The organism is Pseudomonas sp. zfem005 (assembly GCF_032621735.1).
In the GTDB taxonomy this organism is placed as follows: Bacteria; Pseudomonadota; Gammaproteobacteria; order Pseudomonadales; family Pseudomonadaceae; genus Metapseudomonas; species Metapseudomonas solani.
In genome coordinates this window covers 307545-332789 of record NZ_JAVYJE010000006.1, presented here as the reverse complement: position 1 = coordinate 332789, position 25245 = coordinate 307545, and the positions used below count along the sequence as shown (strand labels likewise).

General features: G+C 65.1%; 22 protein-coding genes. 11 read left to right on the top strand and 11 right to left on the bottom strand.

Annotated features, from left to right (window positions below):
- The first annotated feature begins 40 nt into the window (after positions 1 to 40).
- The 4 genes from hisA to RTW82_RS15830 all read left to right on the top strand — a co-directional run bounded on the left by hisA (position 41) and on the right by RTW82_RS15830 (position 3423).
- On the top strand, positions 41 to 787 hold the full coding sequence (hisA, locus tag RTW82_RS15845; protein WP_021218666.1) for a 1-(5-phosphoribosyl)-5-[(5-phosphoribosylamino)methylideneamino]imidazole-4-carboxamide isomerase: 747 nt from the start codon (positions 41 to 43) through the stop codon (positions 785 to 787).
- An 83-nt stretch (positions 788 to 870) separates the two neighbouring features.
- Positions 871 to 1641, top strand: coding sequence for an imidazole glycerol phosphate synthase subunit HisF (hisF, locus tag RTW82_RS15840; protein WP_316925669.1), 771 nt, complete (start codon positions 871 to 873; stop codon positions 1639 to 1641).
- Between the two features lie 137 nt (positions 1642 to 1778).
- Complete coding sequence (locus tag RTW82_RS15835; RefSeq protein WP_021218668.1) at positions 1779 to 2534, top strand: substrate-binding periplasmic protein; 756 nt, start codon at positions 1779 to 1781, stop codon at positions 2532 to 2534.
- Between the two features lie 133 nt (positions 2535 to 2667).
- Entirely contained in the window at positions 2668 to 3423 is a 756-nt protein-coding gene (locus RTW82_RS15830; protein ID WP_031287441.1) for a substrate-binding periplasmic protein, read from the top strand.
- Positions 3424 to 4056: 633 nt separating this feature from the next.
- On the opposite strand, the gene RTW82_RS15825 is transcribed toward RTW82_RS15830, so the two are convergent.
- From RTW82_RS15825 to gpmI, 5 genes are all read right to left on the bottom strand, one after another.
- Positions 4057 to 5547, bottom strand: a complete 1491-nt coding sequence (locus RTW82_RS15825) for a hypothetical protein (RefSeq protein ID WP_316925668.1) — start codon at positions 5545 to 5547, stop codon at positions 4057 to 4059.
- A 97-nt stretch (positions 5548 to 5644) separates the two neighbouring features.
- Positions 5645 to 6331: a divergent polysaccharide deacetylase family protein gene (locus RTW82_RS15820; protein ID WP_316925701.1), complete on the bottom strand. Its 687-nt coding sequence runs from the start codon at positions 6329 to 6331 to the stop codon at positions 5645 to 5647.
- A gap of 304 nt (positions 6332 to 6635) precedes the next feature.
- Positions 6636 to 7964: a S41 family peptidase gene (locus tag RTW82_RS15815; RefSeq protein WP_021218672.1), complete on the bottom strand. Its 1329-nt coding sequence runs from the start codon at positions 7962 to 7964 to the stop codon at positions 6636 to 6638.
- A gap of 31 nt (positions 7965 to 7995) precedes the next feature.
- Positions 7996 to 9255 (bottom strand): murein hydrolase activator EnvC, encoded by a 1260-nt coding sequence (locus RTW82_RS15810; RefSeq protein ID WP_316925667.1) that lies wholly within the window; start codon positions 9253 to 9255, stop codon positions 7996 to 7998.
- 128 nt (positions 9256 to 9383) lie between these two features.
- Positions 9384 to 10919: a 2,3-bisphosphoglycerate-independent phosphoglycerate mutase gene (gene gpmI, locus RTW82_RS15805; RefSeq protein ID WP_316925666.1), complete on the bottom strand. Its 1536-nt coding sequence runs from the start codon at positions 10917 to 10919 to the stop codon at positions 9384 to 9386.
- 144 nt (positions 10920 to 11063) lie between these two features.
- Between gpmI and RTW82_RS15800 the strand changes: the two genes are divergently transcribed.
- From RTW82_RS15800 to secB, 3 genes are read left to right on the top strand one after another with little or no spacing between them, the layout of a single operon-like run.
- Positions 11064 to 11477 (top strand): rhodanese-like domain-containing protein, encoded by a 414-nt coding sequence (locus RTW82_RS15800; RefSeq protein WP_021218675.1) that lies wholly within the window; start codon positions 11064 to 11066, stop codon positions 11475 to 11477.
- Positions 11478 to 11479: 2 nt separating this feature from the next.
- Positions 11480 to 11734 (top strand): glutaredoxin 3, encoded by a 255-nt coding sequence (gene grxC / locus RTW82_RS15795; RefSeq protein ID WP_316925665.1) that lies wholly within the window; start codon positions 11480 to 11482, stop codon positions 11732 to 11734.
- A 35-nt stretch (positions 11735 to 11769) separates the two neighbouring features.
- Positions 11770 to 12255, top strand: a complete 486-nt coding sequence (secB, locus tag RTW82_RS15790) for a protein-export chaperone SecB (RefSeq protein WP_021218677.1) — start codon at positions 11770 to 11772, stop codon at positions 12253 to 12255.
- Positions 12256 to 12314: 59 nt separating this feature from the next.
- Here the strand turns inward: secB and RTW82_RS15785 are convergent, their stop codons facing one another.
- Positions 12315 to 12776, bottom strand: coding sequence for a tRNA (cytidine(34)-2'-O)-methyltransferase (locus RTW82_RS15785; protein WP_263400955.1), 462 nt, complete (start codon positions 12774 to 12776; stop codon positions 12315 to 12317).
- Between RTW82_RS15785 and RTW82_RS15780 the strand changes: the two genes are divergently transcribed.
- Positions 12775 to 13215 carry a hypothetical protein gene (locus RTW82_RS15780; protein ID WP_031287447.1) on the top strand — a complete coding sequence of 147 codons (441 nt, stop codon included), beginning with the start codon at positions 12775 to 12777 and terminating at the stop codon, positions 13213 to 13215. The genes RTW82_RS15785 and RTW82_RS15780 overlap by 2 nt on opposite strands.
- Positions 13216 to 14062: 847 nt before the next feature.
- Here the strand turns inward: RTW82_RS15780 and ntrC are convergent.
- From ntrC to glnA, 5 genes are all read right to left on the bottom strand, one after another.
- Positions 14063 to 15499 carry a nitrogen regulation protein NR(I) gene (ntrC, locus tag RTW82_RS15775; protein ID WP_263400953.1) on the bottom strand — a complete coding sequence of 479 codons (1437 nt, stop codon included), beginning with the start codon at positions 15497 to 15499 and terminating at the stop codon, positions 14063 to 14065.
- Positions 15496 to 16581, bottom strand: a complete 1086-nt coding sequence (glnL, locus tag RTW82_RS15770) for a nitrogen regulation protein NR(II) (RefSeq protein ID WP_021222136.1) — start codon at positions 16579 to 16581, stop codon at positions 15496 to 15498. The genes ntrC and glnL overlap by 4 nt, the downstream gene beginning before the upstream one ends.
- Before the next feature lie 189 nt (positions 16582 to 16770).
- A complete protein-coding gene (locus RTW82_RS15765) occupies positions 16771 to 17391 on the bottom strand; it encodes a DUF4124 domain-containing protein (protein ID WP_316925664.1) in 621 nt (206 codons plus the stop codon).
- Positions 17392 to 17394: 3 nt separating this feature from the next.
- Positions 17395 to 17955, bottom strand: coding sequence for a DUF4124 domain-containing protein (locus tag RTW82_RS15760; RefSeq protein WP_316925663.1), 561 nt, complete (start codon positions 17953 to 17955; stop codon positions 17395 to 17397).
- 212 nt (positions 17956 to 18167) lie between these two features.
- Positions 18168 to 19574, bottom strand: a complete 1407-nt coding sequence (gene glnA / locus RTW82_RS15755; protein ID WP_316925662.1) for a glutamate--ammonia ligase — start codon at positions 19572 to 19574, stop codon at positions 18168 to 18170.
- 332 nt (positions 19575 to 19906) lie between these two features.
- Between glnA and thiI the strand changes: the two genes are divergently transcribed.
- From thiI to RTW82_RS15740, 3 genes are all read left to right on the top strand, one after another.
- Complete coding sequence (gene thiI / locus RTW82_RS15750; RefSeq protein ID WP_184489731.1) at positions 19907 to 21361, top strand: tRNA uracil 4-sulfurtransferase ThiI; 1455 nt, start codon at positions 19907 to 19909, stop codon at positions 21359 to 21361.
- Positions 21362 to 21490: 129 nt separating this feature from the next.
- Complete coding sequence (gene typA / locus RTW82_RS15745) at positions 21491 to 23308, top strand: translational GTPase TypA (protein WP_021222131.1); 1818 nt, start codon at positions 21491 to 21493, stop codon at positions 23306 to 23308.
- A 269-nt stretch (positions 23309 to 23577) separates the two neighbouring features.
- Entirely contained in the window at positions 23578 to 25227 is a 1650-nt protein-coding gene (locus tag RTW82_RS15740; RefSeq protein WP_316925700.1) for a ShlB/FhaC/HecB family hemolysin secretion/activation protein, read from the top strand.
- Positions 25228 to 25245 lie beyond the last annotated feature (18 nt).

The following is a 25245-nucleotide window of genomic DNA, read 5'->3' as shown; positions in this document are numbered from 1 at the left end:
CTCGCAACTTGTCGCTCTTTTTGACGTTAGGAAAAAAGACATGTTGATTATCCCCGCTATCGATCTGAAGGACGGCGCCTGCGTGCGCCTGCGCCAGGGCCGCATGGAAGATTCCACGGTGTTCTCTGACGACCCGGTGAGCATGGCCGCCAAGTGGGTGGACGGCGGTTGCCGCCGCCTGCACCTGGTGGACCTCAACGGTGCCTTCGAGGGCCAGCCGGTGAACGGCGAGGTGGTCACCGCCATCGCCAAGCGCTACCCGGGCCTGCCGATCCAGATCGGTGGCGGCATCCGCTCCCTGGAAACCATCGAGCACTACGTCAAGGCCGGCGTCAGCTACGTGATCATCGGCACCAAGGCGGTGAAGCAGCCGGAGTTCGTCACCGAGGCGTGCAAGGCCTTCCCGGGCAAGGTCATCGTCGGCCTGGACGCCAAGGACGGTTTCGTCGCCACCGACGGCTGGGCTGAAGTCAGCACCGTGCAGGCCGTGGATCTGGCCCGTCGCTTCGAAGCCGACGGCGTCTCCGCCATCGTCTACACCGACATCGCCAAGGACGGGATGATGCAGGGCTGCAACGTCGAGGCCACCGCGGCCCTGGCCGCCGCCAGCCGCATTCCGGTGATCGCCTCCGGCGGCATCCACAACTTGGGTGACATCGAGAAGCTGCTGGCGGCCAAGGCCCCCGGCATCATCGGTGCCATCACCGGCCGTGCCATTTATGAAGGCACCCTGGACGTCGCCGAGGCCCAGGCCTTCTGCGATGCAGTGGCAAGCGGCAAGCCATAAGCGACACGTAACGGCGCTGCTGGTCCTGGCTTGCTCTTGAAGCTTGCCGCTTGCAGCCTGCAGCTGTTTTTCGGAGAAAAAGCATGGCCCTGGCTAAACGCATCATCCCCTGCCTCGACGTGGACAACGGCCGCGTGGTGAAGGGCGTGAAGTTCGAGAACATTCGCGACGCCGGTGACCCGGTGGAGATCGCCCGCCGCTACGACGAGCAGGGCGCGGACGAGATCACCTTCCTCGACATCACCGCCAGCGTCGATGGCCGTGACACCACCCTGCACACGGTGGAGCGCATGGCCAGCCAGGTGTTCATCCCGCTGACCGTGGGCGGTGGCGTGCGCACCGTGCAGGACATTCGCAACCTGCTCAATGCCGGTGCGGACAAGGTTTCGATCAACACCGCCGCGGTGTTCAATCCGGAGTTCGTCGGCGAAGCCGCCGCGCGTTTCGGCTCCCAGTGCATCGTGGTCGCCATCGACGCGAAGAAGGTTTCCGCGCCTGGGGAAACGCCGCGCTGGGAAATTTTCACCCACGGCGGGCGCAAGCCCACCGGCCTGGATGCCGTGGCCTGGTCGAAGAAGATGGAAGACCTGGGCGCTGGCGAGATTCTGCTCACCAGCATGGACCAGGACGGCGTGAAGAGCGGCTATGACCTCGGCGTCACCCGTGCCATCAGCGAAACCGTGGGCATTCCGGTGATCGCCTCCGGTGGCGTGGGCAATCTGGAGCACCTGGCGGCCGGCATTCTCGACGGCAAGGCCGACGCGGTGCTGGCGGCGAGCATCTTCCATTTCGGCGAGTTCACCGTCCCGGAAGCCAAGGCCTATCTCGCCAGTCGCGGCATTGTCGTGCGCTGAGCACGATTCTTGCCTTTAATTGAGCTTCGGCTGCAACCGTGATCCGGTTCGCAGCCTGGGCGGCTGACGTCGTTACCCTGTACCCACGGGGACCGACTCAGCGGTTTTTCCCATCCCTCCTTACAAGGTAGTTGTATATGTCGAAACGCCTCCTGCTCGCTTTGGCGGGCACTCTCATGGTGCTGGCCGGATTCGCCCGCGCCGACGTGGATGAGAATTACTCGGTGGTGCTGCTGACGGAGAATTTCCCGCCCTACAACATGGCGATCAATGGAAAGAACTTCGCTCAGGAAGACAACGTCGACGGCATCGCCGTGGACGTGGTCAAGGAAATGTTCAAGCGCGCGGGCATCAAGTACAACCTGACCCTGCGCTTCCCCTGGGATCGCATCTACAAGCTGGCGATGGAGAAGCCCGACTACGGCATCTTCGTCACCGCCCGCCTGCCCGAGCGTGAACAGTCCTTCAAGTGGGTCGGCCCCATCGGTCCGGATGACTGGGTCCTGCTCGCCCGTGGCGACAGCACCATCAGCCTCTCCAGCCTGGAGCAGGCCAAGCAGTACAAGGTCGGCGCCTACAAGGGCGACGCCATCTCCCAGGCCCTGGCCGAGAAGGGCATCGAGGCGTCTACCTCCCTGCGCGACCAGGAAAACGCCAAGAAGCTGGAGAAAGGCCAGATCGACCTCTGGGCCACCGGTGACCCCGCCGGCCGCTACCTGGCCAAGCAGGAAGGCGTTTCCGGCCTGAAGACCGTGCTGCGCTTCAACAAGGCCGAGCTGTTCCTGGCGCTGAACAAGGAGACCCCTGACGAGGTGGTCAAGCGTCTGCAGGACGCACTGGACAAGATGCGCGCCGAGGGCGTGGTCGACCAGATCCTCAACAGCTACCTGTGACACCCAGCGACCGGCCAAGAGCCGGTCGCTTGCCATTGGAAGGCAGGACGAGTGGTGCCGTACGTCCGTGGGCTTGCTTGCCCATGCAGGGAAGTCGCTAGCCATAACCACAAATTCAAGCGAGCGGATGACAATGCATAAACTGATGAGAAGCGCCCTGACCCTGGGCCTGATGTTCCTGGCCTTCGGGGCCCGCGCCGAGCTCCCGGCCGACTACAAGGTCGTGCTGCTGACCGAGAACTTCCCGCCCTTCAACATGGCGGTGGACGATAAGAACTTCGCCCGCGACGACGGCATCGACGGCATCAGCACCGATATCGTCCGCGAGATGTTCAAGCGTGCGGGCATCCAGTACACCCTCACCCTGCGCTTCCCCTGGGACCGGCTCTACCGCCTGACCCTGGACAAGCCCAACTACGGCCTGTTCTCCACCACCTTCACCCCCGAGCGCCAGCCGCTCTTCAAGTGGGTCGGCCCCGTGGCCAAGACCGGCTGGGTGCTGCTCGCCGCGCCGGGCAACAACATCAGCCTCAAGGACCTGAAGAGCGCCGGCCAATACCGCATCGGTGCCTACAAGAACGACGCCGTCAGCCAGTACCTGGAAAGCCAGGGCCTGTCTCCGCAGAACGCCCTGCGTGACCAGGAAAACGTGAAGAAGCTGATCAAGGGCCAGATCGACCTCTGGGCCGCCACCGACCCGGTCGGCCGCTACCTGGCCAAGCAGGAAGGTGTCACCGGCCTGCAGACCGTGCTGCGCTTCAACGATGCCGAGCTGTACCTGGCCTTCAACAAGGACACCCCGGACGAAGTGATCGAGCGTCTGCAAAAGGCCCTCGACCAGATGCGCGCCGAAGGCTTCGTCGAAGAAGTGACCAAGAACTACCTGTAATCCCGCCTGCCGCTACCCACCCCGCAGGGTGGGTAGCGCTTGCACCGTTCTGGTGCGCCGAGTGCTACGTCCCGGCCTCGCTATCTGCGCGGGCCGCCTTCCCCCGAAATGAACGTTCCGACACAGGCCGACCGGCGGATTTGGCTATGCCTGCGTTAAGTGTTGCTAGAAGAATTGAGTCCAGCTGATTGCCGAGCTTTGCTGATGCTTTTGGTTTCGCCCCCCCGGGCGAGTCTCTTTTGGCAGTCGCCCCAAAAGAAACCAAAAGGGCTTGCCCCTCCATACGGGTCTGGCTTCGCCAGACTTCCCTCGCTCCATCATCGTTCCAGGGGCACGCCGCGAAGGGCCATCCCTGGCCCATCGCGGCTCTCGCGACATCCATGTCGCTCAACCCCCTCCACGACGATTCGCTCGGCCTCCTGAAAGGGGCGTTTGGCGGCTGCTCCAACCTTCTTCGCCCAGCGCATTACCACGTGGTGCGCACGGACTTTCGTAGGATGGCGTAGAGCGAAGCGAAACCCATGCGGCGGATGTGGCAGAAACCCTTGGGCGCACGGAAAGGACCATGCTTGAGCGCTTGCTTTAAAACCACAGCAGCTAGCACAGCCAGAACCGTGGATTCCGTCGTGCGCGTCAGTCCAGGCGGTAGCTGTGGATGCGCGGGTCCGGATTGACGTCGTACCAGTCGCCTTCGGCCCAGAACACCTGGTCGGTGCGTGGGTCCAGTCCCTGCACGCCGAGGTAGCCCTCGATGGCGAGGCGGCTCCAGCTCCGCCCCCAGTCACGTGAATAGAACACCGCATCGGAGGAAATGGTCGCCGGCTCGCCGTTGGCCTTGGGGTAGAGCCACAGGGGGACGCTGTAGCTGCTGCCGGTATTGGCCAGCAGCACCCCCTTGCCGATGCTGAACCCGCGCAGACCGGTGCTGGAGGGCAGCGGCCAGAACGGGCTGGGCAGGCTGCCCCGGGCTTGCCAGGCGAGGGTCTGCCGGTCCAGTTCGGCGACCCGGGTGGCCGCGTCCCCTTCGCGCTCGATCACTGCGATCACGCGCTTCTCGTCGTTGCTCACGACCTCGTCCAGGTGCAGGCCGAACTCCCGTTCCAGCGGGCCCATCCGCCACTGGCCGCCTTCCCGTACCAGGCGGGCCTTGCTGGTGACGAACATTGGGGTGGTCAGGTATTTGCCGTCTGGCTCGCCGTAGAGAAAGGACTGCGAGACCCAGATCGCCGCGTGCTGGTCGTCGAACTGTCGGATGTGGCTGGTGATGCGGCCGTACTCGCCGTTGTAGTCGCCCCAGTTGACGCCTTCAGGTGCGCGACTGCGAATGGTGTCGAGGCTGACCAGCAGATCGTCGCTGGCGACGATCGCCTCGCGGGTCGCGCCCTGGTCGGGCGAGTAGTAGAGGCCGCCGCGCAGGTTCTCGGGCGCGCCGTAGGCGCTGCCGCTCTGCGGCAGGCTGGCCCAGGCCCAGACCTGCCGGTTGTCGAAGAAATAGGGGTCGAGCGCCCAGGCCAGGTCGTTGGCCTCCGCCAGCAGGCCCTGGTCCAGGGGTGCCCAGCTGGCGCCCTGGTCGTCGCTGCGCAGGACCACCGTCTGCCGGATGTCCGCCTGCTGCCAATCATCGGGGCGGTTGACGCCGGTGAGCAGGTAAAGGGCATCGCCATCGGGCGTCGCCATCAGGCAGGCGGTTTCGCCGAGGCGGGCGACCTGGACGAACTCACCGTTGGCGTCGAGCCGCGACAGGTAGGTGGTCTGCGGATCGCTGGAGAGGCCGCCGCCGAAGAGGCCACCGAAGCCTGAGGGCTCCTCGTCGTCCGGTCCAGCAGCGCCGCCGCGGATCAGTGCGTCGAGGTCGATGCCGGGCTGGTCCTCGGCCTTTTCCGCGCGGTCCATTCGGCCGACCAGCCAGGTGTTCTTCGGTGTCGCCAGCACGCCGGTGCAGTATTGCTGGCGGGCCCGCTGCTCGACGCGGCTGGTGGTGCCCACGACCTCTTCGCCCGGGCTGGCACCGCCGAGTTCCAGCTTGGCGCTGACGATGATCCAGATATAGCCCGTGGGCACCACCGCGGCGATGACGAACGCCAGGAGGAGGAAGGCCTTGATCAGGGAGACGCGACGGGACATGGAACGGCATCCTTGCAGGAGAGGCGCTGAAGCCTAAAGACTCGCCGCACGTTTGCCCAGCCGCGATGCCGGGGAACATGCGCTGGCGCACGCCGGCTCAGCGATAGACCCCGGCCTTGCCGTGGGCGGCCATGGCGCGGTTGCTGCGCAGGGCGATCATCTGTTGCACCCCGATCAGTTCGAACCCCTGTGCCTTCAGGCGCGGCAGCTCGCGTTCGAGCAGCGCCAGGGTGACAGGGTGCGGGTGGCCGATCATCACCGCCGAGCCCTGCTTGCGAGCGAGCTTCAGGGCTGCCGCGAACTGGGCGGCGACGGCATCGGGGTGCATGTCGTCGTCGAGGAAGATGTCCCGCGAGAGGCTGGCCAGGCCGATCTTCTGCGCTTCGGCGGCGGCCACGGTGGCGGCGCTGGTGCGACTGTCGATGAAGAAGCGGTGGTCGCCCTGCAGGCGGTGCATCAGCCAGGCCATGGCCTGGGGCTGGGCGGTCATGCGGCTGCCCATGTGGTTGTTCAGGCCCTGGGCGTGGGGCACCACGCGCAAGGCGGCGTCGAGGCGGCGCTGCAGTTCGTCCACCGGCATGCCCGGGTGCCAGGCGAAGGGGCCGCCGGCCGGGTCCATGGGCAGGTGCAGCATCACCGTCTTGCCGGCGGCGTGGGCGGTATTGGCCAACTGGGTGGCGTGGGGCGCGTCGGGGATGATCGACAGGGCCACCGGGCCGGGTAGGGCGAGCACGCGGCGGTCGCGCTCGGGCGTCTGGCCGAGGTCGTCGATCACCAGGCTCAGGCGAGGGTGCTGGCGGCTATCGAGCGGGGTTGCCGGGGCAGGGGGAACGGTCTTTGCGGGCTTGTCGGCCTTGGCGGGCGGGGGTACCGGGACTGCCACCGGGGCAGGGGTGACGCTAGGCGTGGCGCTGGTCGGTTGCTCGGGGCCGAGCCTGATTGGGCCGGGCTGGATGGGTTGCGGCTGGGCGGGCGCCACCTGCTCCGGCGCCAAGAGGGGCAGCCGGGGCAGGGGCGGGAGGGGTTCGCGGGCCTGGATCGCCGACGCGCCAAGCAGCAGCGCCAGCAGCCAGGCTCCCCGGCTCACCTCAATCCCCGCGGGTGACGTTCAGGCCCTTGAGCAGGTTCAGCGCCTGGCTCAGCTGGTAGTCGTCGTCCTGCGGGCGGGCCTGGGCGGACTTGGCCTTGCCGGAGCTGGGTTTGTCCGCGCCACCGTTGCCGTTGCCGAGGTGGCCGGCGAGGTCGGCTTCCTTGAAGTTCTCGCTGTCCTGCTCGCGGGTGACCTTGGCGCGGGCCACTTCCACGTCCGGGACGATGCCCTGGGCCTGGATGGAGCGGCCGTTGGGGGTGAAATACAGCGCGGTGGTGAGCTTCAGGGCGCGGTCGTTGTTCAGCGGCAGCACGGTCTGTACCGAGCCCTTGCCGAAGCTGTCGGTGCCCATCAGCACGCCACGCTTGTGGTCCTGCAGGGCGCCGGCGACGATCTCGGCCGCCGAGGCGCTGCCGCCGTTGATCAGCACCACCAGCGGTACGCCTTCGCTGGCGTCGGCCGGGTCGGCGGAGAAGCGCAGCTCGGAGTTGGCGATACGGCCCTTGGTGTAGACGATCAGGCCCTTGGTGAGGAAGTGGTCAGCCACTTCCACCGCGGACTGCAGCACGCCGCCGGGGTTGTTGCGCAGGTCGAGGACCAAGCCGGCGAGCTTCTTGTCGCTGTTTTCCTTGCGCAGCTTGGCCAGCGCCTTGCCCACTTCCTCGCCGGTGTTGACCTGGAACTGGGTGATGCGGATGTAGCCGTAGTTCTTGTCCAGCAGCTGGCTCTTCACGCTCTTGACCTTGATCACGGCGCGCTTGAGCTCGACGTCGAAGGGCTGGCCGCCCTCGCGTACCAGGGTCAGGACGATGGGGCTGCCGGCCTTGCCGCGCATCTTATCCACGGCTTCCATCATCGACAGGCCCTTGGTGGGCTGGCCGTCGATCTTGACGATCAGGTCGCCCGGCTGGATGCCGGCCTTGGATGCGGGGGTGTCGTCGATGGGCGAGACCACCTTGATGAAGCCGTCCTCGGTGCCCACCTCGATGCCCAGGCCGCCGAACTCGCCGCTGGTGCTTTCCTGCAGTTCCTGGAAGGCCTCGGGCTCCAGGTAGGCGGAGTGCGGGTCGAGGTTGCTGAGCATGCCCTTGATGGCGTTCTCCAGCAGGGTCTTGTCGTCCACCGGCTCGACGTAGGCGGATTTGATCCGGTCCAGCACCTCGGCGAAGGTGCGCAGCTCGTCCAGGGGCAGCGGTGCCTTGCCGTTCGCCATCGGCGCCTGGGCGGGTGCCGTTGCCGGCGGCTCCTGGGCGGCGTTGGCGAACGAGGCGCCACCGATCAGTGCCAGGGCCATGGCCAGGGAGGTAAGGCGGGACAGATGCGGCATGCGAATCAACTCCTACTGGATGAAGTGGCGCTTATCCTTGCGCTCGGCACCATTGCGCGGGGTCGCTGGGGCGGCCCTGCTGGCGAATGGCGAAATACAACGCGGGCGTGTCCTGCCCGCCACTGGTGCCGACGGTGGCGATGGATTCCCCCGCCTTGACGATGTCGCCGGCATTTTTCAACAGGCTCTGGTTGTGTCCGTACAGGCTGAGGAAACCGTTGCCGTGGTCGAGGATGACCAGCAACCCGGCTCCGCGCAACCAGTCGGCGAATACCACGCGCCCCCCATGTACGGCACGCACCTGGCTGCCTGCGCTGGCGCCGATGAGCACGCCATCCCACTTAGTTCGTGCGTCTTCGCCGCGAGGAGTTCCAAATCTTGCAACGAGACGGCCGTCGACCGGCCAGGGCAGCTTGCCCCGGGCGCTGGCGAAAGGGCCGCCGTAGTTGCCCCCGGTGCTTGAAACCAGGGGCCCGGAGATGGATTTGGTGGCGGCCGGGGAGCGCTTGAGCTCGTCTTCCTGGCGCTGCCGTTCGGCCAGCTCGCGCTTGTGCGCTTCCTCGGCTTCGCGGGCCTGGCGGGCAAGGGTTTCCTCGATGGTCTTGAGCACCTTGCCGAGGTCGGCCTGCTCCTGCTGGCGCGCCTTGAGCTTCTGGTCGCGGTCGGTCACGTCCTTGTTCAGCTTGGCCAGGGCCAGCTGGCGCTCCTTGCGCAGGCCGGCGAGCTGCTCGCGACGGCCGTCCAGGGCGCTTTTCTGCTCGATGAGCGCGGCCTGCTGGGTGGCCATGTCGCGCTCGACGTTGGCCAGTTGGCGCAGGGTCTCGTTGAAGGCGTCGAGCTGTTCCAGGCGCGCCTTGCTGAGGTAGTCGTAGTAGGTGAGGGTGCGGGCGAATTTCTCGGGGTGTTGCTGGTTGAGCAGCAGCTTGAGGTATTCCTGCTGGCCGCTCTGGTAGGCCGCGCGGGCCTGGATGCCGATCAGCCGTTGCTGTTCAAGACGCGCGCCCTGAAGTTTTTTTTTCTCCTGGTCCAGGCGCTTGACCTCGTCTTCGCCCTTGTCGAGCTCCTGCTGCAGGTCCTTGACCTGTTTCTCCAGTTGGCCCATGTCGGACTCGGTCTTCTTCAGGTCCTGCTGCACGCCGGTCTTTTCCTGCTGCAGCTGCTGCAGGAGCTTCTTCAGCTCGGCGACGTCCTTGGCGGCCTGATCCAGCTGCTGCTGGGTTTGCGCGCGCTCGTCGGCGATGGCCGGGGTGAGCAGGCAGGCAAGGAGGAAGAGGGCGAGGACGCGAAACATGGGGAGGTGCGGCACCAGGGAGGAGGACCGGCCTAGTATGCCCGTCGCGCTCGGCAAAAAAAACGCCCCGAAGCCTGAGCTTTGGGGCGTTCGACACGAAACCGCTGCGCCGGTGGTCGGCGCGCGGCTCATTTCAGCTCGACGATGGTCTTGCCGGTCATCTCGGCCGGCACCGGCAGGCCCATCAGGGTCAGCAGGGTCGGCGCCACGTCGGCGAGCACGCCGCCTTCGCGCAGGTTCACCTGGCGCTTGCCGTAATAGATGAAGGGCACCGGCTCACAGGTGTGCGCGGTGTGCGCCTGGCCGGTCATTTCGTCTTCCATCTGCTCGACGTTGCCGTGGTCGGCGGTGATCAGCGCTTCACCGCCGACCTTGTCGAGGGCCGTGGTGATGCGGCCGAGGCAGGTGTCCAGGCACTCGACGGCCTTGACCGCGGCCTCGAACACGCCGGTGTGGCCGACCATGTCGCCGTTGGCGTAGTTCACGATGATCACGTCGTAGCGCAGGTTTTCGATGGCGTCGACGATGCGGTCGGTCACCTCGGGGGCGCTCATCTCGGGCTGCAGGTCGTAGGTGGCGACCTTGGGCGACGGGATGAGGATGCGCTCCTCGCCTTCGAAGGGCTCTTCGCGACCGCCGGAGAAGAAGAAGGTCACGTGGGCGTACTTCTCGGTCTCGGCGATGCGCAGTTGGGTCTTGCCGTTGGCGGCCAGGTATTCGCCCAGCACGTTGTTCAGCGATTCGGGCTTGTAGGCGCTGGGCGCGGGGATGCTGGCGGCGTACTGGGTGAGCATCACGTAGCCGGCCAGGGCGATCTCGCGCTGGCGCGGGAACTCCTTGAAGCCGGGCTCGACGAAGGCGCGGGACAGCTCGCGGGCGCGGTCGGCGCGGAAGTTCATGAAGATCACCGCGTCGCCATCTTCCACCGTGGCGGCGTCGCCGATACGGGTGGCCTTGACGAATTCGTCGCTCTCGCCGCGCTCGTAGGCGGCGGCCAGGCCTTCGGCGGCGCTGGCGGCGGTGAACTCGGACCGGCCTTCGGTGATGAGGTTGTAGGCGGCTTCGACGCGGTCCCAGCGGTTGTCGCGGTCCATGGCGAAGTAGCGGCCGATCAGGCTGGCGATGCGGCCCTTGCCGAGGCGGGCGAAGGCGTCGTCGAGCAGCTTGATGGACGGCTCGGCGCTCTTCGGCGGGGTGTCGCGGCCGTCGAGGAAGGCGTGCAGGTAGATCTTCTCGGCACCGCGCTGGGCGGCCAGTTCGGCCATGGCGACCAGGTGGTCCTGGTGGCTGTGCACGCCGCCGTCTGAGAGCAGGCCCATGAAGTGCACGGCCTTGCCGGCGGCGACGGCCTTGTCCACGGCTTCGACGATCACCGGGTTGGTGAAGAACTCGCCATCGCGGATGGCCTTGGTGACGCGGGTGAAGTCCTGGTACACCACGCGGCCGGCGCCGAGGTTCATGTGGCCCACCTCGGAGTTGCCCATCTGCCCGTCGGGCAGGCCCACGTCCATGCCGCTGCCGGAGATCAGGCCGTGGGGCTGGGTGGCCAGCAGGCGGTCGTACACCGGTTTGGTGGCGGCGTAGATGGCGTTGTATTCGGGACTGTCGCTGTGACCGAAGCCGTCCAGGATGATCAGAACCAGGGGTTTGGGCGTGGCTGTCATAAGTCCGACTCGCATGGCACAAGAAGATCAAAAAGGGAGCGGCATTTTACGTACAAGTTCCTTGTACGTCACCGCCGTGCGGGGTTTGGTGGACCTGTGGTGCTGTGTATACTGGCCGGCATTTTACCGTCCCGGGACCCGTCGATGTTCGCCCACCTGATTGAATTTGCCACTAACCACTATGTGCTGAGCGCATCCTTCGTCGTCCTGCTGGTGCTGCTGATCGCCCACGAACTGCGTCGTGGTGGCCGCAGCATCAGCACCCGCGAGCTCACCGCGCTGGTCAACGGTGGCCAGGGCATCGTCCTCGACGTGCGCAGCAACAAGGATTTCGCCGCCGGTCGTATCGTCGACTCGCTGAACATCCCCTACGAAAAGCTGGCTGCTCGCCTTGCGGAGCTGGATAAGCATAAGGACAAGACCATCATAGTGGTCGACACCATGGGCCAGCACGCTGGCACTGTCTGCCGTGACCTGCAAAAAGCCGGCTTCACCGCCCTCAAGCTGTCTGGCGGCATCGGCAGCTGGCGCGGCGAAAACCTGCCGTTGGTGAAGTGAATATGGCTGCCGTCGTCATCTATTCCAGCGATTGGTGCCCTTACTGTGTCCGGGCCAAGCAATTGCTCGGCAACAAGGGCGTCCAGTACGAAGAGATCCGTGTCGATGGCAAGCCCGACGTCCGCGCCGAGATGACCCGCAAGGCGGGGCGTACCTCGGTGCCGCAGATATGGATCGGTTCGACCCATGTGGGCGGCTGTGACGACCTTTATGCCCTTGAGCGGGCGGGCAAGCTGGATGCTCTGCTCAAGGCGTGACCCCACTAGAAACGTACGAACAAGAAGGCTCTGCCATGACTGAACAAGCAAGCAACGGCGCTTCCCAGGAAGCCCAGAACCCGCAATTCTCGCTGCAGCGTATCTATGTGCGTGACCTGTCGTTCGAGGCCCCCAAGAGCCCCGAGATCTTCCGTCAGGAGTGGACCCCGAGCGTGGCGCTGGACCTGAACACCCGCCAGAAGTCGCTGGACGGTGATTTCCACGAAGTGGTGCTGACCCTCTCCGTGACCGTGAAGAACGGCGAAGAGACCGCCTTCATCGCTGAAGTGCAGCAGGCCGGCATCTTCCTGATCAAGGGTCTGGATGCGGCTTCCATGAGCCACACCCTGGGTGCCTTCTGCCCGAACATCCTGTTCCCCTACGCCCGCGAAACCCTGGACAGCCTCGTCGTACGTGGCTCCTTCCCGGCACTGATGCTGGCTCCGGTGAACTTCGACGCCCTGTACGCGCAGGAAATGGCGCGCCTGCAGGCCGCCGGCGAAGCCCCGGCCAACGCCTGATCCGCGCTGGATGAAAAAAGCGCCTCTCGGGGCGCTTTTTTGTGGGCGGGCGATGGCCCTCAGTCCAGGCTGAAACCGTGCTGGCGCCAGGCCTCGTAGACCGCCACCGCCACCGTGTTGGACAGGTTCAGGCTGCGGCAGCCGGGGCGCATGGGCAGGAGCAGGCGCTGCTCGGGCGGCAGGGCGTTGCGCACTTCCTCCGGCAGGCCGCGACTTTCCGGGCCGAAGAGGAAGGCGTCGCCCTTCTCGAAGGCGACCTCATGGAACAGCTGCGTGCCCTTGGTGGTGAAGGCGAACACGCGGGGGTGCCCCAGGCTCGCCAGGCAGCTTTCCAGGTCGGTGTGGCGCTGCAGGGTGGCGTACTCGTGGTAGTCCAGCCCGGCACGGCGCAGGCGCTTGTCATCGAGCTCGAAACCCAGGGGTTCGATCAGGTGCAGGTGGCAGCCCGAGTTGGCACACAGCCTGATAATGTTGCCGGTGTTCGGCGGAATTTCCGGTTGAAAAAGGATGACGTGAAACATGCGTGGCCCCCAGCGCCAAAACCGGCGGCATTCTACTCCCGATGAGGACCCGAGGCGGCGCATGTGGCCGCGCTTTTTGGGCTCATTGGCGATTTTCGGACTGCTGGTGGGCATGATGATCGGCCGCCTGACCGCACCAGGGCCGATCCACCTGGAGCGGGTGGAAGAAGTGCCGGGTGGCCTGGCGCTGTGGTTCAACGACGAACCCCGCCAGCACGCGGAACATATGGACGGTGCACTGGCCTTTCTCTTCGATGCCAGCGCCGAGCCGCAGCAAGGCCACTTGCAGCTGGGTGACAAGGCGCTGAACTGGCGATTGCAGATGAGTCGGAACGGGCTGTTGCTGCACTTCGTGGCCACCCGACCCCTGCATGGGGAGTGGAGCGGTGCCGAGGTGGATGGCAAGTGGCGGCTGCAGATCAGCCTGCGGGAGGGATAAGAAAGGGGATTCCCCGGCCTGCCTGTACCAAGGTCCCCGAAACGGGTCGTCGCATCGTGCCCGGTGCCGCTTTCGCAGCGCCCGTGGCGGGAGAAGAAAGGGGAATCCCCGGCCTGCCTGTACCTGGGTCCCCAAAAGGGTTGTCGCTGCGCTGTCCGGGCCTGTGGCTGCCGTTACGGCGTGGCGGTGTAAGAAAGGGGGTTCCCCGGCCTGCCTGTACCAAGGCCCCCAAAACCTTTCCCCTTCGCGGCCCGCTCGCGGAGCCTGGCTCGACGCGGTGACGCTGGCAGCGAAGGGTCTTGCATAAAAGAGGGATCCCCGGCCTGCCTGTACCAAGGTCCCCGAAACTGGTTGTCTCTACCAATGCAGGGGGTGTGCCAGTTTCTATTCGTGATGCCTGTTCAGGCTCGCTTCGCATCGACCTTCAGCTCTGAAAGTCCCGTAATTCCTGGCCTGTAGCGTTTCGTGCGCTTTTCCGTTGTTGCTCGACATGACCGCCTGCAGGCCGTTTCTCGCGGATTCCTGGCCATTTTCTGAGCACGTTTTTGATGCGCCGAAGCGGTGCGCGGCACCAGCGAGGATCGTTTTTAGCGACTGCAGCCCGCCCTGGTGCAGGTCGCGCAGGCGTCTGGATGGCTGCTCTACGGGGAGTTCGGAGCGGGGGAGGGCAAGGGAGGGAGCAGGAGCGAATCCATTCGCGGTGGGCCTTTCCGAGGGGCTTGGGGATCGGCCAGCGATCCGTCGCGAACGGACTCGCTCCTACAACGCGGAGGGCGGGGGCCGCCGGATGCGTCACGCGGGCCAGCAGGCCCGCGTATGGAAGGGGGTAGGGGTGGGGCGGAGAGAATCAGGCGTCGTCGCCGTCGTCCTCGTCGCCGCCGTCCACCTTCATGCCCAGTTCCTTGATCTTGCGGGTCAGGGTGTTGCGACCCCAGCCCAGCAGCACGGCGGCGTCGCGACGGCGGCCGGCGGTGTGCTTGAGGGCGGTCTCGATCATGATCCGCTCGAACGACGGCACGGCGCTGTCCAGCAGGCTGGATTGGCCACGGGCCAGGGCCTGGTCGGCCCACTGGCGCAGGGCCTGCTCCCAGTTGGTGACCGGGGCGGCGTCCTGGGGCTGGGTCAGCAGTTCCGGCGGCAGGTCGTCCACATGCACTTCACGGCCCGAGGCCATGACGGTGATCCAGCGGCAGGTGTTCTCCAACTGGCGCACGTTGCCCGGCCAGGGCAGGTTCTTCAGGTAATCCTCGGTCTCGTTCTTCAGCAGCTTGGGCTCTACGGCCAGCTCCTGGGCCGCACGGGCGAGGAAGTGACGGGCCAGCGCGGGGATGTCTTCGCGGCGGTCCGACATGCGCGGGATATGAATGCGGATGACGTTGAGGCGGTGGAACAGGTCCTCGCGGAACTTGCCGGCCTGCACCAGGTTTTCCAGGTTCTGGTGGGTGGCGGCGATGATGCGCACGTCCACCTTCACCGGGGTGTGGCCGCCCACGCGGTAGAACTCGCCGTCGGCCAGCACGCGCAGCAGGCGGGTCTGGGTGTCGGCGGGCATGTCGCCGATCTCGTCGAGGAACAGGGTGCCGCCATCGGCCTGCTCGAAGCGGCCGCGACGCTGGTTGGCCGCGCCGGTGAAGGCGCCTTTCTCGTGGCCGAACAGCTCGGATTCCATCAGGTCCTTGGGGATCGCCGCCATGTTCAGGGCGATGAAGGGCGAGCTGGCGCGGGGGCTGTGGCGATGCAGCGCATGGGCCACCAGCTCCTTGCCGGTACCGGATTCGCCGTTGATCAGCACGGTGATATTGGAGTGGCTGAGGCGGCCGATGGCGCGGAACACCTCCTGCATCGCCGGCGCCTCGCCGATGATCTCGGGGGTGGGCGGCTGGCTGACCGGGGCTTCGAGGCTCTGCTGTTCCTGGGCGTGCTGGTTGGCGCGCTTGACCAGTGATACCGCCTCGTCGACGTCGAAGGGCTTGGGCAGGTATTCGAACGCGCCGCCCTGGTAGGACGCCACGGCGCTGTCCAGGTCGGAATGGGCGGTCATGATGATCACCGGCAGGCGCGGGTGCAGCTCGCGGATGCGTGCCAGCAGGTCCAGGCCGCTGGAGCCGGGCATGCGGATGTCGGAAATGATCACGTCGGGCTGCTGGCGACCCAGGCGGGTGAGCACGCTGTCGGCGCTTTCGAAGCTCTGGGTGGTCATGCCTTCCTGTTGCAGAGCTTTTTCCAGGACCCAGCGGATGGAGCGGTCGTCATCGACGATCCAGACGGTTTCACTACGAGTCATGAGGATGTGGCTCCTTGTTCCAGCGGCAGGAAGATCGAGAAGACGGTGTGGCCGGGGTGGCTCTCACACTCGATCAGGCCCTGGTGCTGGCTGATGATGTTCTGGGCGATGGCCAGCCCGAGCCCGGTACCGTCGGGGCGCCCGCTGACCATGGGATAGAAGATGGTTTCCTGCAGTTCGGGCGGGATGCCCGGGCCGTTGTCGATGATCTCCACCTTTGTCACCAGGCGATGCCGGGTGTGGCCGATGGTGAACTGGCGCAGGGTGCGCGAACGCAGGGTGATGCGCCCGAGGCGCAGGTCGTTGTTGGCGGAGATGGCCTGCATGGCGTTGCGCACGATATTGAGCACGGCCTGGATCATCTGCTCGCGGTCGATGAGCACATCCGGGATGCTCGGGTCGTAGTCGCGCACCAGCGTGATGCCGCCCTGGCTTTCGGCTTCCACCAGGCTGCAGACGCGCTCCAGCACTTCGTGGACGTTGGTCATCGCCAGGGACGGCAGCTTGTTGGAGCCGAGCATGCGGTCCACCAGGTTCCGCAGGCGGTCCGCCTCTTCGATGATGACGTTGGTGTAGTCCTTCAGGTGCTCTTCCGGCAGTTCCCGGGAGAGCAGTTGGGCGGCACCGCGAATGCCGCCCAGGGGGTTCTTGATCTCGTGGGCGAGGCCGCGCACCAGCAGCTTGGTGGTCTCCTGCTTGGACAGTTGCGCCTCTTCCTTGGTGATGCGCAGCAGCCGGTCGCGCGGGTGTACTTCCAGCAGCAGCAGGGTGGCGCCCTTGTTGAGGATGGGCGTCACCGCGTAGTCCACCGTCAGGGTCTGCCCGGCGAGGGAGGTGAGCATGGCTTCGCGCTTGGTGAAGGGGTGCGCCTCTTCCACCGCCTGGCGTAGCGAGGTCAGCGCCTCGGGGGATTCGGTGAACAGCTCGCTGATGAATTGGCCATGGCTGCGCTGGCCGCTGACGGCCAGAAGCATTTCCGCCGCCGGGTTCATGTACTCCAGCCGCAGGTCGGCATTGAGCAGGATCACCGCGGTGGTCAGGTTGTCGAGCAGCAGTCGGTGCAGGGCGTCGTTGATGGTCATAGGTCGGGCATCTCGGCGATGGGCAGGAAAATGCAAGAAGCAAACCAAGCCCTGAAAAGACGCGCTGAAATAGGCAACCAGCCGCTTGCGGCTGCTTTTCAGCGCAGCGCGGCGGTGCGCGGGCGAACCAAAATGGGGAGAGTATAGAAATCGGTGCAGCGTGACGCACCATTGCGGTGCGTCACTGGATCAGAAGAACGGGAGGATGCCGATGATGCCTTTGTCCGGCTCCTTGGGCTTGTCCTTGAGCGGGCATTCGGGGCGCACGCCGTAGTCCTTCTTCTGGCAGGGGCGGGCCTGGCGCTTCTGCGCCAGGGTCGTACGCAGGATGTGCACCGGCTGGTTCGGCGTGCGTTCCACTACGCGGCCCTTGCCGTCGACTATCTCCACCGCCAGTTGGTGGGTGCCGCGATCCAGGTTGGTGATGGGGAATACCGGGCTGCGGCCGGGCTCGCCCTGGGGCTTGCCGTCCAGCACCAGGCGATAGCTGTGGCCATCGCGCAGGCCGGGCTCGCTCATGGCGGTGACGATGAGGTTGCCTTCCATGTCCCGCAGCGTGGCGTCCGGCTCGGGCACCAGGATGCGCAGCACCTGGTAGCCCAGCTCGCGGGGAATGGCGGCCGGCGGCAGCACGGCGGGGGCCGTTGGCTGAGCGGTCATGCCATTGGAGGGCGCCAGTTCGATGCGCTCGGCATTGCCGGGCTTGGGCCGGTCGGTGAAGACGCGGTTACCTTCCTCGTCGACATAGGTGTAGACCTGGGCCATCGCCGGCAGGCTGGCGAACAACAGGCAGAGCAGGATCGTGCGCATGGGTCAGTTGGCTGGCTTCGGAGTGGGTTTCGGAGGGGGGGGCGGGCGCAGCGCCGGGCTGCTGGTGTTGACCCGCTGCACGGTGAAGGTGACGGTTTCGCTCTGTTGCACGACCTGGTCACCGGCCAGTACCTGGACCGCGAGGCTGTGCTCGCCACGGTCGGCGTTGACCACCTGCAGGCGCGGCACGTTGACCTTCTGGCCCGCGGGCTTGCCGTCCAGCAGCAGCTGCAGCTGATGGCCCGGGCGCAGGCGCGGAACCAGCTGCACGCCGACGGAGAAGGTGCCGTTGTTGGCGCGCAGGGCTTCTGCGCTGGGGACGTCGGTCAGGCGGAGTTCCTTGTACGCCGCTTCCGCCGCCTGGTCTTTCGGGGTGGCGACCGGCGTCACGGGCTTCTGCGCTTCCACGGTGTTGGTGGTGGGCAGGCTGACCTCTTCGGTCTTGGTGCCATCCGGCGGCTGGTTGGTGAAGACGGTATTGCCGTTGGCGTCGGTGTACTTGTAGATCTGCGCCGTGGCGGGGAGCGTCAGCGACAGCAGCAGGCAGGCGAGCAGGAGGCGCATGGGCCGGTCTCCTCTGGATGATGCCGCTAAGCCTTGCACCCGCGCGCCAAGCTGGCAAGTTCGGCCTGATGCGGCTGTGCGGCGCAGCCGGAAAATCGCTCGGTTCGAGGGCGTTGCTGCACGCAATCCATGCCACAAAAAAAGAGGCCTCCCGAAGGAGGCCTCTCAGTCCGTGCCGCTTGCGCGGCACGTTGCCTATGCAGGCAGCTGGATCAGACGCTGTAGTACAGGTCGTATTCCAGCGGGTGCACGAAGGTGCGCACCTTGATTTCTTCTTCGCTCTTCAGCTCGATGTAGGCATCGATGAAGTCGTCGGTGAACACGCCGCCCTTGGTCAGGAATGCACGGCCCTTGTCCAGCTCTTCCAGCGCCTCTTTCAGGCTGCCGCAAACCTGCGGGATCTCTTTCGCCTCTTCCGGCGGCAGGTCGTACAGGTTCTTGTCGGCCGCATCGCCGGGGTGGATCTTGTTCTGGATGCCGTCCAGGCCGGCCATCAGCAGAGCGGCGAAGGCCAGGTAGGGGTTGGCAGCCGGGTCCGGGAAGCGCGCTTCGATGCGGCGTGCTTTCGGGCTGGACACGTACGGGATACGGATCGAGGCGGAACGGTTGCGGGCGGAGTAGGCCAGCATGACCGGGGCTTCGAAACCGGGAACCAGACGCTTGTACGAGTTGGTCGACGGGTTGGTGAAGCCGTTCAGGGCCTTACCGTGCTTGATGATGCCACCGATGAAGTACAGGGCGGTATCGGACAGGCCGGCATAGCCTTCACCTGCGAAGGTGTTCTTGCCGTCCTTGCCGATCGACAGGTGCACGTGCATGCCCGAGCCGTTGTCGCCGTACAGGGGCTTCGGCATGAAGGTCGCGGTCTTGCCGTAGGCGTCGGCGACGTTGTGCACGCAGTACTTCAGGGTCTGAACTTCGTCAGCCTTGGCGACCAGGGTGTTGAACTTCACGCCGATTTCGTTCTGACCGGCAGTCGCCACTTCGTGGTGGTGAACTTCGATGACCAGGCCCATTTCTTCCATGGCATTACACATGGCAGTACGGATTTCGTGGTCGTGGTCGCACGGCGGAACCGGGAAGTAACCGCCTTTGACGGCCGGGCGGTGGCCCTTATTGCCGCCTTCGACGTCCTGGTCGGTCATCCACGAGCCTTGCTCGGAGATGATCTTGAACATGGAGCCGGAGATGTCGGACTTGAACTTCACTTCGTCGAAGATGAAGAACTCGGGTTCCGGGCCGACGAAGACGGTGTCACCGATACCGGTGGTCTTCAGGTATTCCTCGGCGCGCTTGGCGATGGAGCGCGGGTCGCGATCGTAGCCTTGCATGGTGCTCGGCTCGATGATGTCGCAGACCAGGATCAGGGTCGGCTCTTCGGTGAAGGGGTCCAGCACGGCGGTGCTGTCGACCGGCAGCAGGATCATGTCGGAGGCTTCGATGCCTTTCCAGCCATGGATGGACGAGCCGTCGAACATCTTGCCGACTTCGAAGAACTCGTCGTCCAGCGCGTCGCGTGCCGGCATGGTCACGTGGTGCTGCTTGCCTTTGGTATCGGTGAAGCGCAGATCAACCCACTTCACGTCATGGTCTTTAATCAGTTGAAGCGACTTCGACATGGTGTCCTCCAGGTGGTCGGGGGTGGCTGTCGTGCAAGCCCCCAATAAAAAGGTGAAGCCGGGGCGGCATAGTCCGCCAGGGCAACCTGCCTCACAAGGGAGCAAATTGCGTGCCAGTGCCCTGGAATGGGCAAAGGCCCTAGAACTCACGCGGGCCGGGGGCTGCCGATTGATTGTGTACAGTTTTGCGCACCAATTCCGTGCTCCGTGCGTCGAGATTGCACCCGTTTGGTGCGTCGCGAAGAGGTGTGATTGATTTTGGTCAAAGCTTGAACAATTTCCGCTATAATCCGCGCCCCTCTTTTTTCAGCGTCCCAGCCAGTGCTGTTTTCATGAAACTCATCATCAAGGTCTTCCCCGAAATCACCATCAAGAGCCGGCCGGTGCGCAAGCATTTCATCCGCCAGCTCGCGAAGAACATTCGCGTGGTCTTGCGTGATCTCGACCCGGAAGTCGAGGTGAGCGGCATCTGGGACAACCTGGAACTGGTCACGACGCAAACCGATCCCAAGCTCCTTGCGGAGATGATCGAGCGCCTCACCTGCACGCCCGGCATCACCCACTTCCTGGAGGTCAACGAGTACCCGCTCGGCGACTTCGACGATGTGCTGGAAAAGTGCAAGCTGCATTACGCCGACCAGATTCCCGGGAAGATCTTCTCCGTGCGCTGCAAGCGTGCCGGCAAGCACTCGTTCACCTCGATGGAGCTGGAGAGCCATGTCGGCAGCCGTCTGCGCCGTGAGTGCAACGCCGCCGGCATCTCGCTGAAGAACCCGGAAGTGGAAGTGCGCATCGAAGTGCGCGACCAGCGTCTGTTCGTCATCCACCACCAGCACGATGGTCTGGGCGGTTACCCGCTGGGCTCGCTGGAGCAGACCCTGGTGCTGATGTCCGGCGGTTTCGATTCCACCGTCGCCGCCTACCAGATGATGCGCCGCGGCCTGATGGCGCACTTCTGCTTCTTCAACCTTGGCGGTCGTGCCCACGAGCTGGGCGTGATGGAAGTGGCCCACTACCTGTGGGAAAAGTTCGGCCGCTCCCAGCGCGTGCTGTTCATCAGCGTGCCCTTCGAGGAAGTGGTGGCCGAGATCCTCGGCAAGGTCGACAACAGCCAGATGGGCGTGATCCTCAAGCGCATGATGCTGCGGGTTTCCACGCGCATGGCCGAGCAGCTGCGCATCGAGGCACTGGTCACAGGCGAAGCCATTTCCCAGGTGTCCAGCCAGACCCTGCCGAACCTCTCGGTGATCGACTCGGCCACCGACATGCTGGTGCTGCGCCCGCTGATCGCCAGCCACAAGCAGGACATCATCGACACCGCCACCCGGATCGGCACCGCCGAGTTCGCCAAGCACATGCCCGAATACTGCGGCGTGATCTCGGTGAACCCCACCACCCGCGCCAAGCAGAGCCGAATCGAGTACGAAGAGACGCAGTTCGACATGGCCGTGCTGGAGCGCGCCATCGAGCGCGCGCGCCTGATCCCCATCGACCGGGTGATCGACGAGCTGGGCCAGGACCTGAAGGTGGAGGAGGTGAGCGAGGCTCTGCCGGGGCAGATCGTCATCGACATCCGCCACCCCGACGCCCAGGAAGATGAACCGCTGGAGCTGGCGGGCATCGAAGTCCAGGCCATGCCGTTCTACGCGATCAACAGCCGCTTCAAGGAACTGGACGAAAATCGCCAGTACCTCCTCTATTGCGATAAAGGCGTCATGAGCCGCCTGCATGCTCACCATCTGCTCAGCGAGGGGCATGCCAATGTGCGCGTTTATCGCCCGGCCTAAACAGCCCGGGCTGTACGGCGGCAGCATCCGCCACCGCCCCCCCGACCAGCGGGCGGGCTGAATCGAACGTTTTTCATACAGGCCGCCTAGACTCAGCGGCGAACCGAATCCTCTGATCGAGATGCACAAGTGATCGAAAAACTACGCAACATCGCCATCATCGCCCACGTCGACCATGGCAAAACCACCCTCGTCGACAAGCTCCTGAAGCTGTCCGGCACCCTCGACCGCAAAGAAGCGGAAAGCGAGCGCGTGATGGACTCCAACGACCAGGAAAAAGAGCGCGGCATTACCATTCTGGCGAAGAACACCGCCATCAAGTGGAACGGCTACAACATCAACATCGTCGACACCCCCGGCCACGCCGACTTCGGCGGTGAGGTCGAGCGCGTGATGTCGATGGTCGACTCCGTGCTGCTGGTGGTCGACGCCCAGGACGGCCCCATGCCGCAGACCCGCTTCGTGACCCAGAAGGCGTTCAAGGCCGGCCTGCGTCCGATCGTCGTGGTCAACAAGATCGACCGTCCGGGCGCGCGCCCTGACTGGGTCATCGACCAGATCTTCGACCTGTTCGACAACCTCGGTGCCACCGACGAGCAACTCGACTTCCCGATCGTCTACGCCAGCGCCCTGAACGGCATCGCCGGCCTCGACCACGAGAAGATGGACGACAACATGGACGCGCTGTTCCAGGCGATCATCGACCACGTTCCGGTTCCGGACGTCGACGTCGACGGCCCGTTCCAGATGCAGATCTCCCAGCTGGACTACAACAGCTTCCTCGGCGTGATCGGCATCGGCCGCATCGCCCGCGGCAAGATCAAGTCCAACACCCCGGTGGTCGCCATCAGCGACGATGGCACCAAGCGCAACGGCCGCGTCCTGAAGATCATGGGCCACTCCGGCCTGCAGCGCGTCGAAGTCGCTGAAGCCGAAGCCGGCGACATCGTCTGCGTCAGCGGCATGGAAGAGCTGTTCATCTCCGACACCCTGTGCGACCCGCAGAACGTCGAAGCCCGTCCGCCCCTGACCGTCGACCAGCCGACCGTGAGCATGACCTTCCAGGTCAACGACTCGCCCTTCGCCGGTAAGGAAGGCAAGTTCGTCACCAGCCGCAACATCAAGGACCGTCTGGAGAAGGAACTGCTGCACAACGTTGCCCTGCGCGTCGAAGCGGGCGAGTCCGCCGAGAAGTTCAAGGTCTCCGGCCGCGGTGAACTGCACCTCTCCGTACTGATCGAAACCATGCGCCGCGAAGGCTTCGAGATGGCCGTAGGCCGTCCGGAAGTGGTCATCATCGAGAAGGACGGCGACAAGCAGGAGCCCTACGAGAACGTCACCATCGACATCGAAGAGCAGCACCAGGGCTCGGTGATGGAGCAGATGGGCCTGCGCAAGGGCGATCTGACCAACATGATCCCCGACGGCAAGGGCCGTGTACGCCTGGAATACACCATCCCGGCGCGTGGCCTGATCGGCTTCCGTAACAACTTCCTGACCCTGACCTCGGGTACCGGCATCCTGACCTCGACCTTCAGCCACTACGGCCCGATCAAGGCCGGCGAAGTCAGCAACCGTCAGAACGGCGTACTGGTCTCCATGGCCACCGGCACCGCCCTGACCTACTCGCTGGAAACCCTGCAAAGCCGCGGCAAGCTGTTCCTCGGCCCAGGCGACGAGATCTACGAAGGCCAGCTGGCCGGCATCAACAGCCGTGACAACGACCTGGTGATCAACCCCACCAAGGGCAAGAAGCTCGACAACATGCGCGCATCGGGCAAAGACGAAGTCATCGCCCTGGTTCCGCCGATCCGCTTCACCCTGGAGCAGGCGTTGGAATTCATCGCCGACGACGAGCTGGTGGAAGTGACTCCGAAGTCCATCCGCCTGCGCAAGAAAATGCTGAACGAGAACGACCGCAAGCGCTACGAGCGCGCCAAGGTCTGATCTTCGATCAGTAACTGAAGAGCCCCCGTCGGAGTGATCCGGCGGGGGCTTTTTATTGGGTGTTCGGCTGCCCCTGCCCGGTGGGCCTACAAGTGAGCCACAGCATCGTTCCTTCGCTTGAGAAGTTTCCCAGGGCCTCATCAGGCCAGGGCCGATAGGCCGGTCTTTGTCGAGTTGCTCTCATAGGCGCCTGTTTCGCCAGGCCCTTGCAAGGACTGCTCGCCGTGCGTCTTTCGACCTTTCTCGCGCTGTTTTCACCGCTACTTTCGATGCCCCTGGCACTGCAGGCTGCCGAGCCGCTTCCAGGCGATCGGGACCTGATCCGTGACCGCCAGGAACGGCTGCTGGAAGAGCAGCGCAAGCGCCTGCAGGAGCTGCAGCAACTGCCCGACCGTGCCGAGCCGGTGGCGCCCAGCCCGCCCCAGGCACAGGGCCCGTGCTTCGACATCCAGCGCATCCGTCTGCAGGGCGTGCACCTGATCAGCGAGGTGCGCCAGCGCGAACTGCTCAAGCCCTTCGAACAGCAGTGCCTCGACAGCGGGCGCCTCAACGACCTGCTCAAGGCCATCACTCAGCACTACATCGACCGCGGCTACGTCACCTCCCGCGCCTACCTGCCGCAGCAGGACCTGGCCGACGGCGAACTGGACGTCATCGTCGTCGAAGGGCGCCTGGAGGGCGTGGAAGGCTCGGCGATCGCCAGCGACCGCGAACTGGCCCTGGCCTCCCCGGCGCATACCGGCAAGCCGCTGAACCTGCGGGAGCTGGAGCAACTGGTTGAGCAGATCAACCGCCTGCCCTCGCGCCCCGCCGAACTGGAACTGGTGCCCGGCAGCGAAGTGGGCGGCAGCCGCGTCCAGCTCAAGGGCGAGCGCGGCAAGCCCTGGCGGGTCGGTTTCAACCGCCACAACGACGGCCAGCGCAGCACCGGCGAACAGCAGTGGGGCGCCAGCCTGGAATGGGACAGCCCCCTGGGCCTGGCCGACCAGCTCAGCCTGCGCGCCGGTGGTGATGCGGTCAGCGACCGCTGGCGCCACTCCGCCAACCAGAGCTTTTCCTACAGCCTGCCGTATGGCTGGTGGAGCTTCAGCTACGCCTACAGCCAGAGCTACTACCGCACCCGCAACGAGAACAGCGGATTCCCCTTCGTCTCCGACGGCGAAAGCAAGACCCACCAACTGCGCGCCGACCGCGTCCTGCACCGCGACAGCGTCAGCAAGACCGGCCTGAGCCTCGGCCTCGCCCACCTGGAAACCCGCAACTACATCGAAAACACCCTGCTGGGCAGCTCCAGCCCGCGCATCACCGAAACCCAGCTGGGCTTCAACCACGGCAGCCGGCTCGGCAGCGCCTTCGTCAACCTCGACCTCGGCTGGCAGCAGGGCATCGGCGCCCTGGACGCCAAGAACAGCCGCATCGACGGCAAGAGCGGCACCAATGCCCGCCACGACAAGTACAGCCTCACCGCCAGCTACCTGCAGCCTTTCCAGTTGCTCGGGGAAAACCTCAGTGTCGACAGCCTCATCAACTACCAGTGCAGCGAAGACGAACTCAATAGCGCCCAGCGCATCAGCATCGGCGGCCTCAGTTCGGTGCGCGGCTTCAAGGAGCAATCCCTGTCCGGCAACAGCGGCGGCTACTGGCGCAACCAGCTGCGCTGGACCCGCCCGGTGGGCTGGGCACCGTTGCAGCCCTTCGTGCGCCAGTACGGCCTCGCCTTCGCCTACGACCTGGGGCAGATCCAGGGCGACCGCAACAACGCCCGCGCCCATGGCCGCCTGACCGGCAACGCCTTCGAATTCAGCGGCCGCGGCCCGAACCTGGCCGTCTCGCTCACCTTCGCACGGTCCCTGGAGCGCCCTGACGTCATCGTACGCCAGGAGCACCCGATCTACGCCCGCATCGACCTGTTCTACTGATTCCGCGTCACCCGGAGC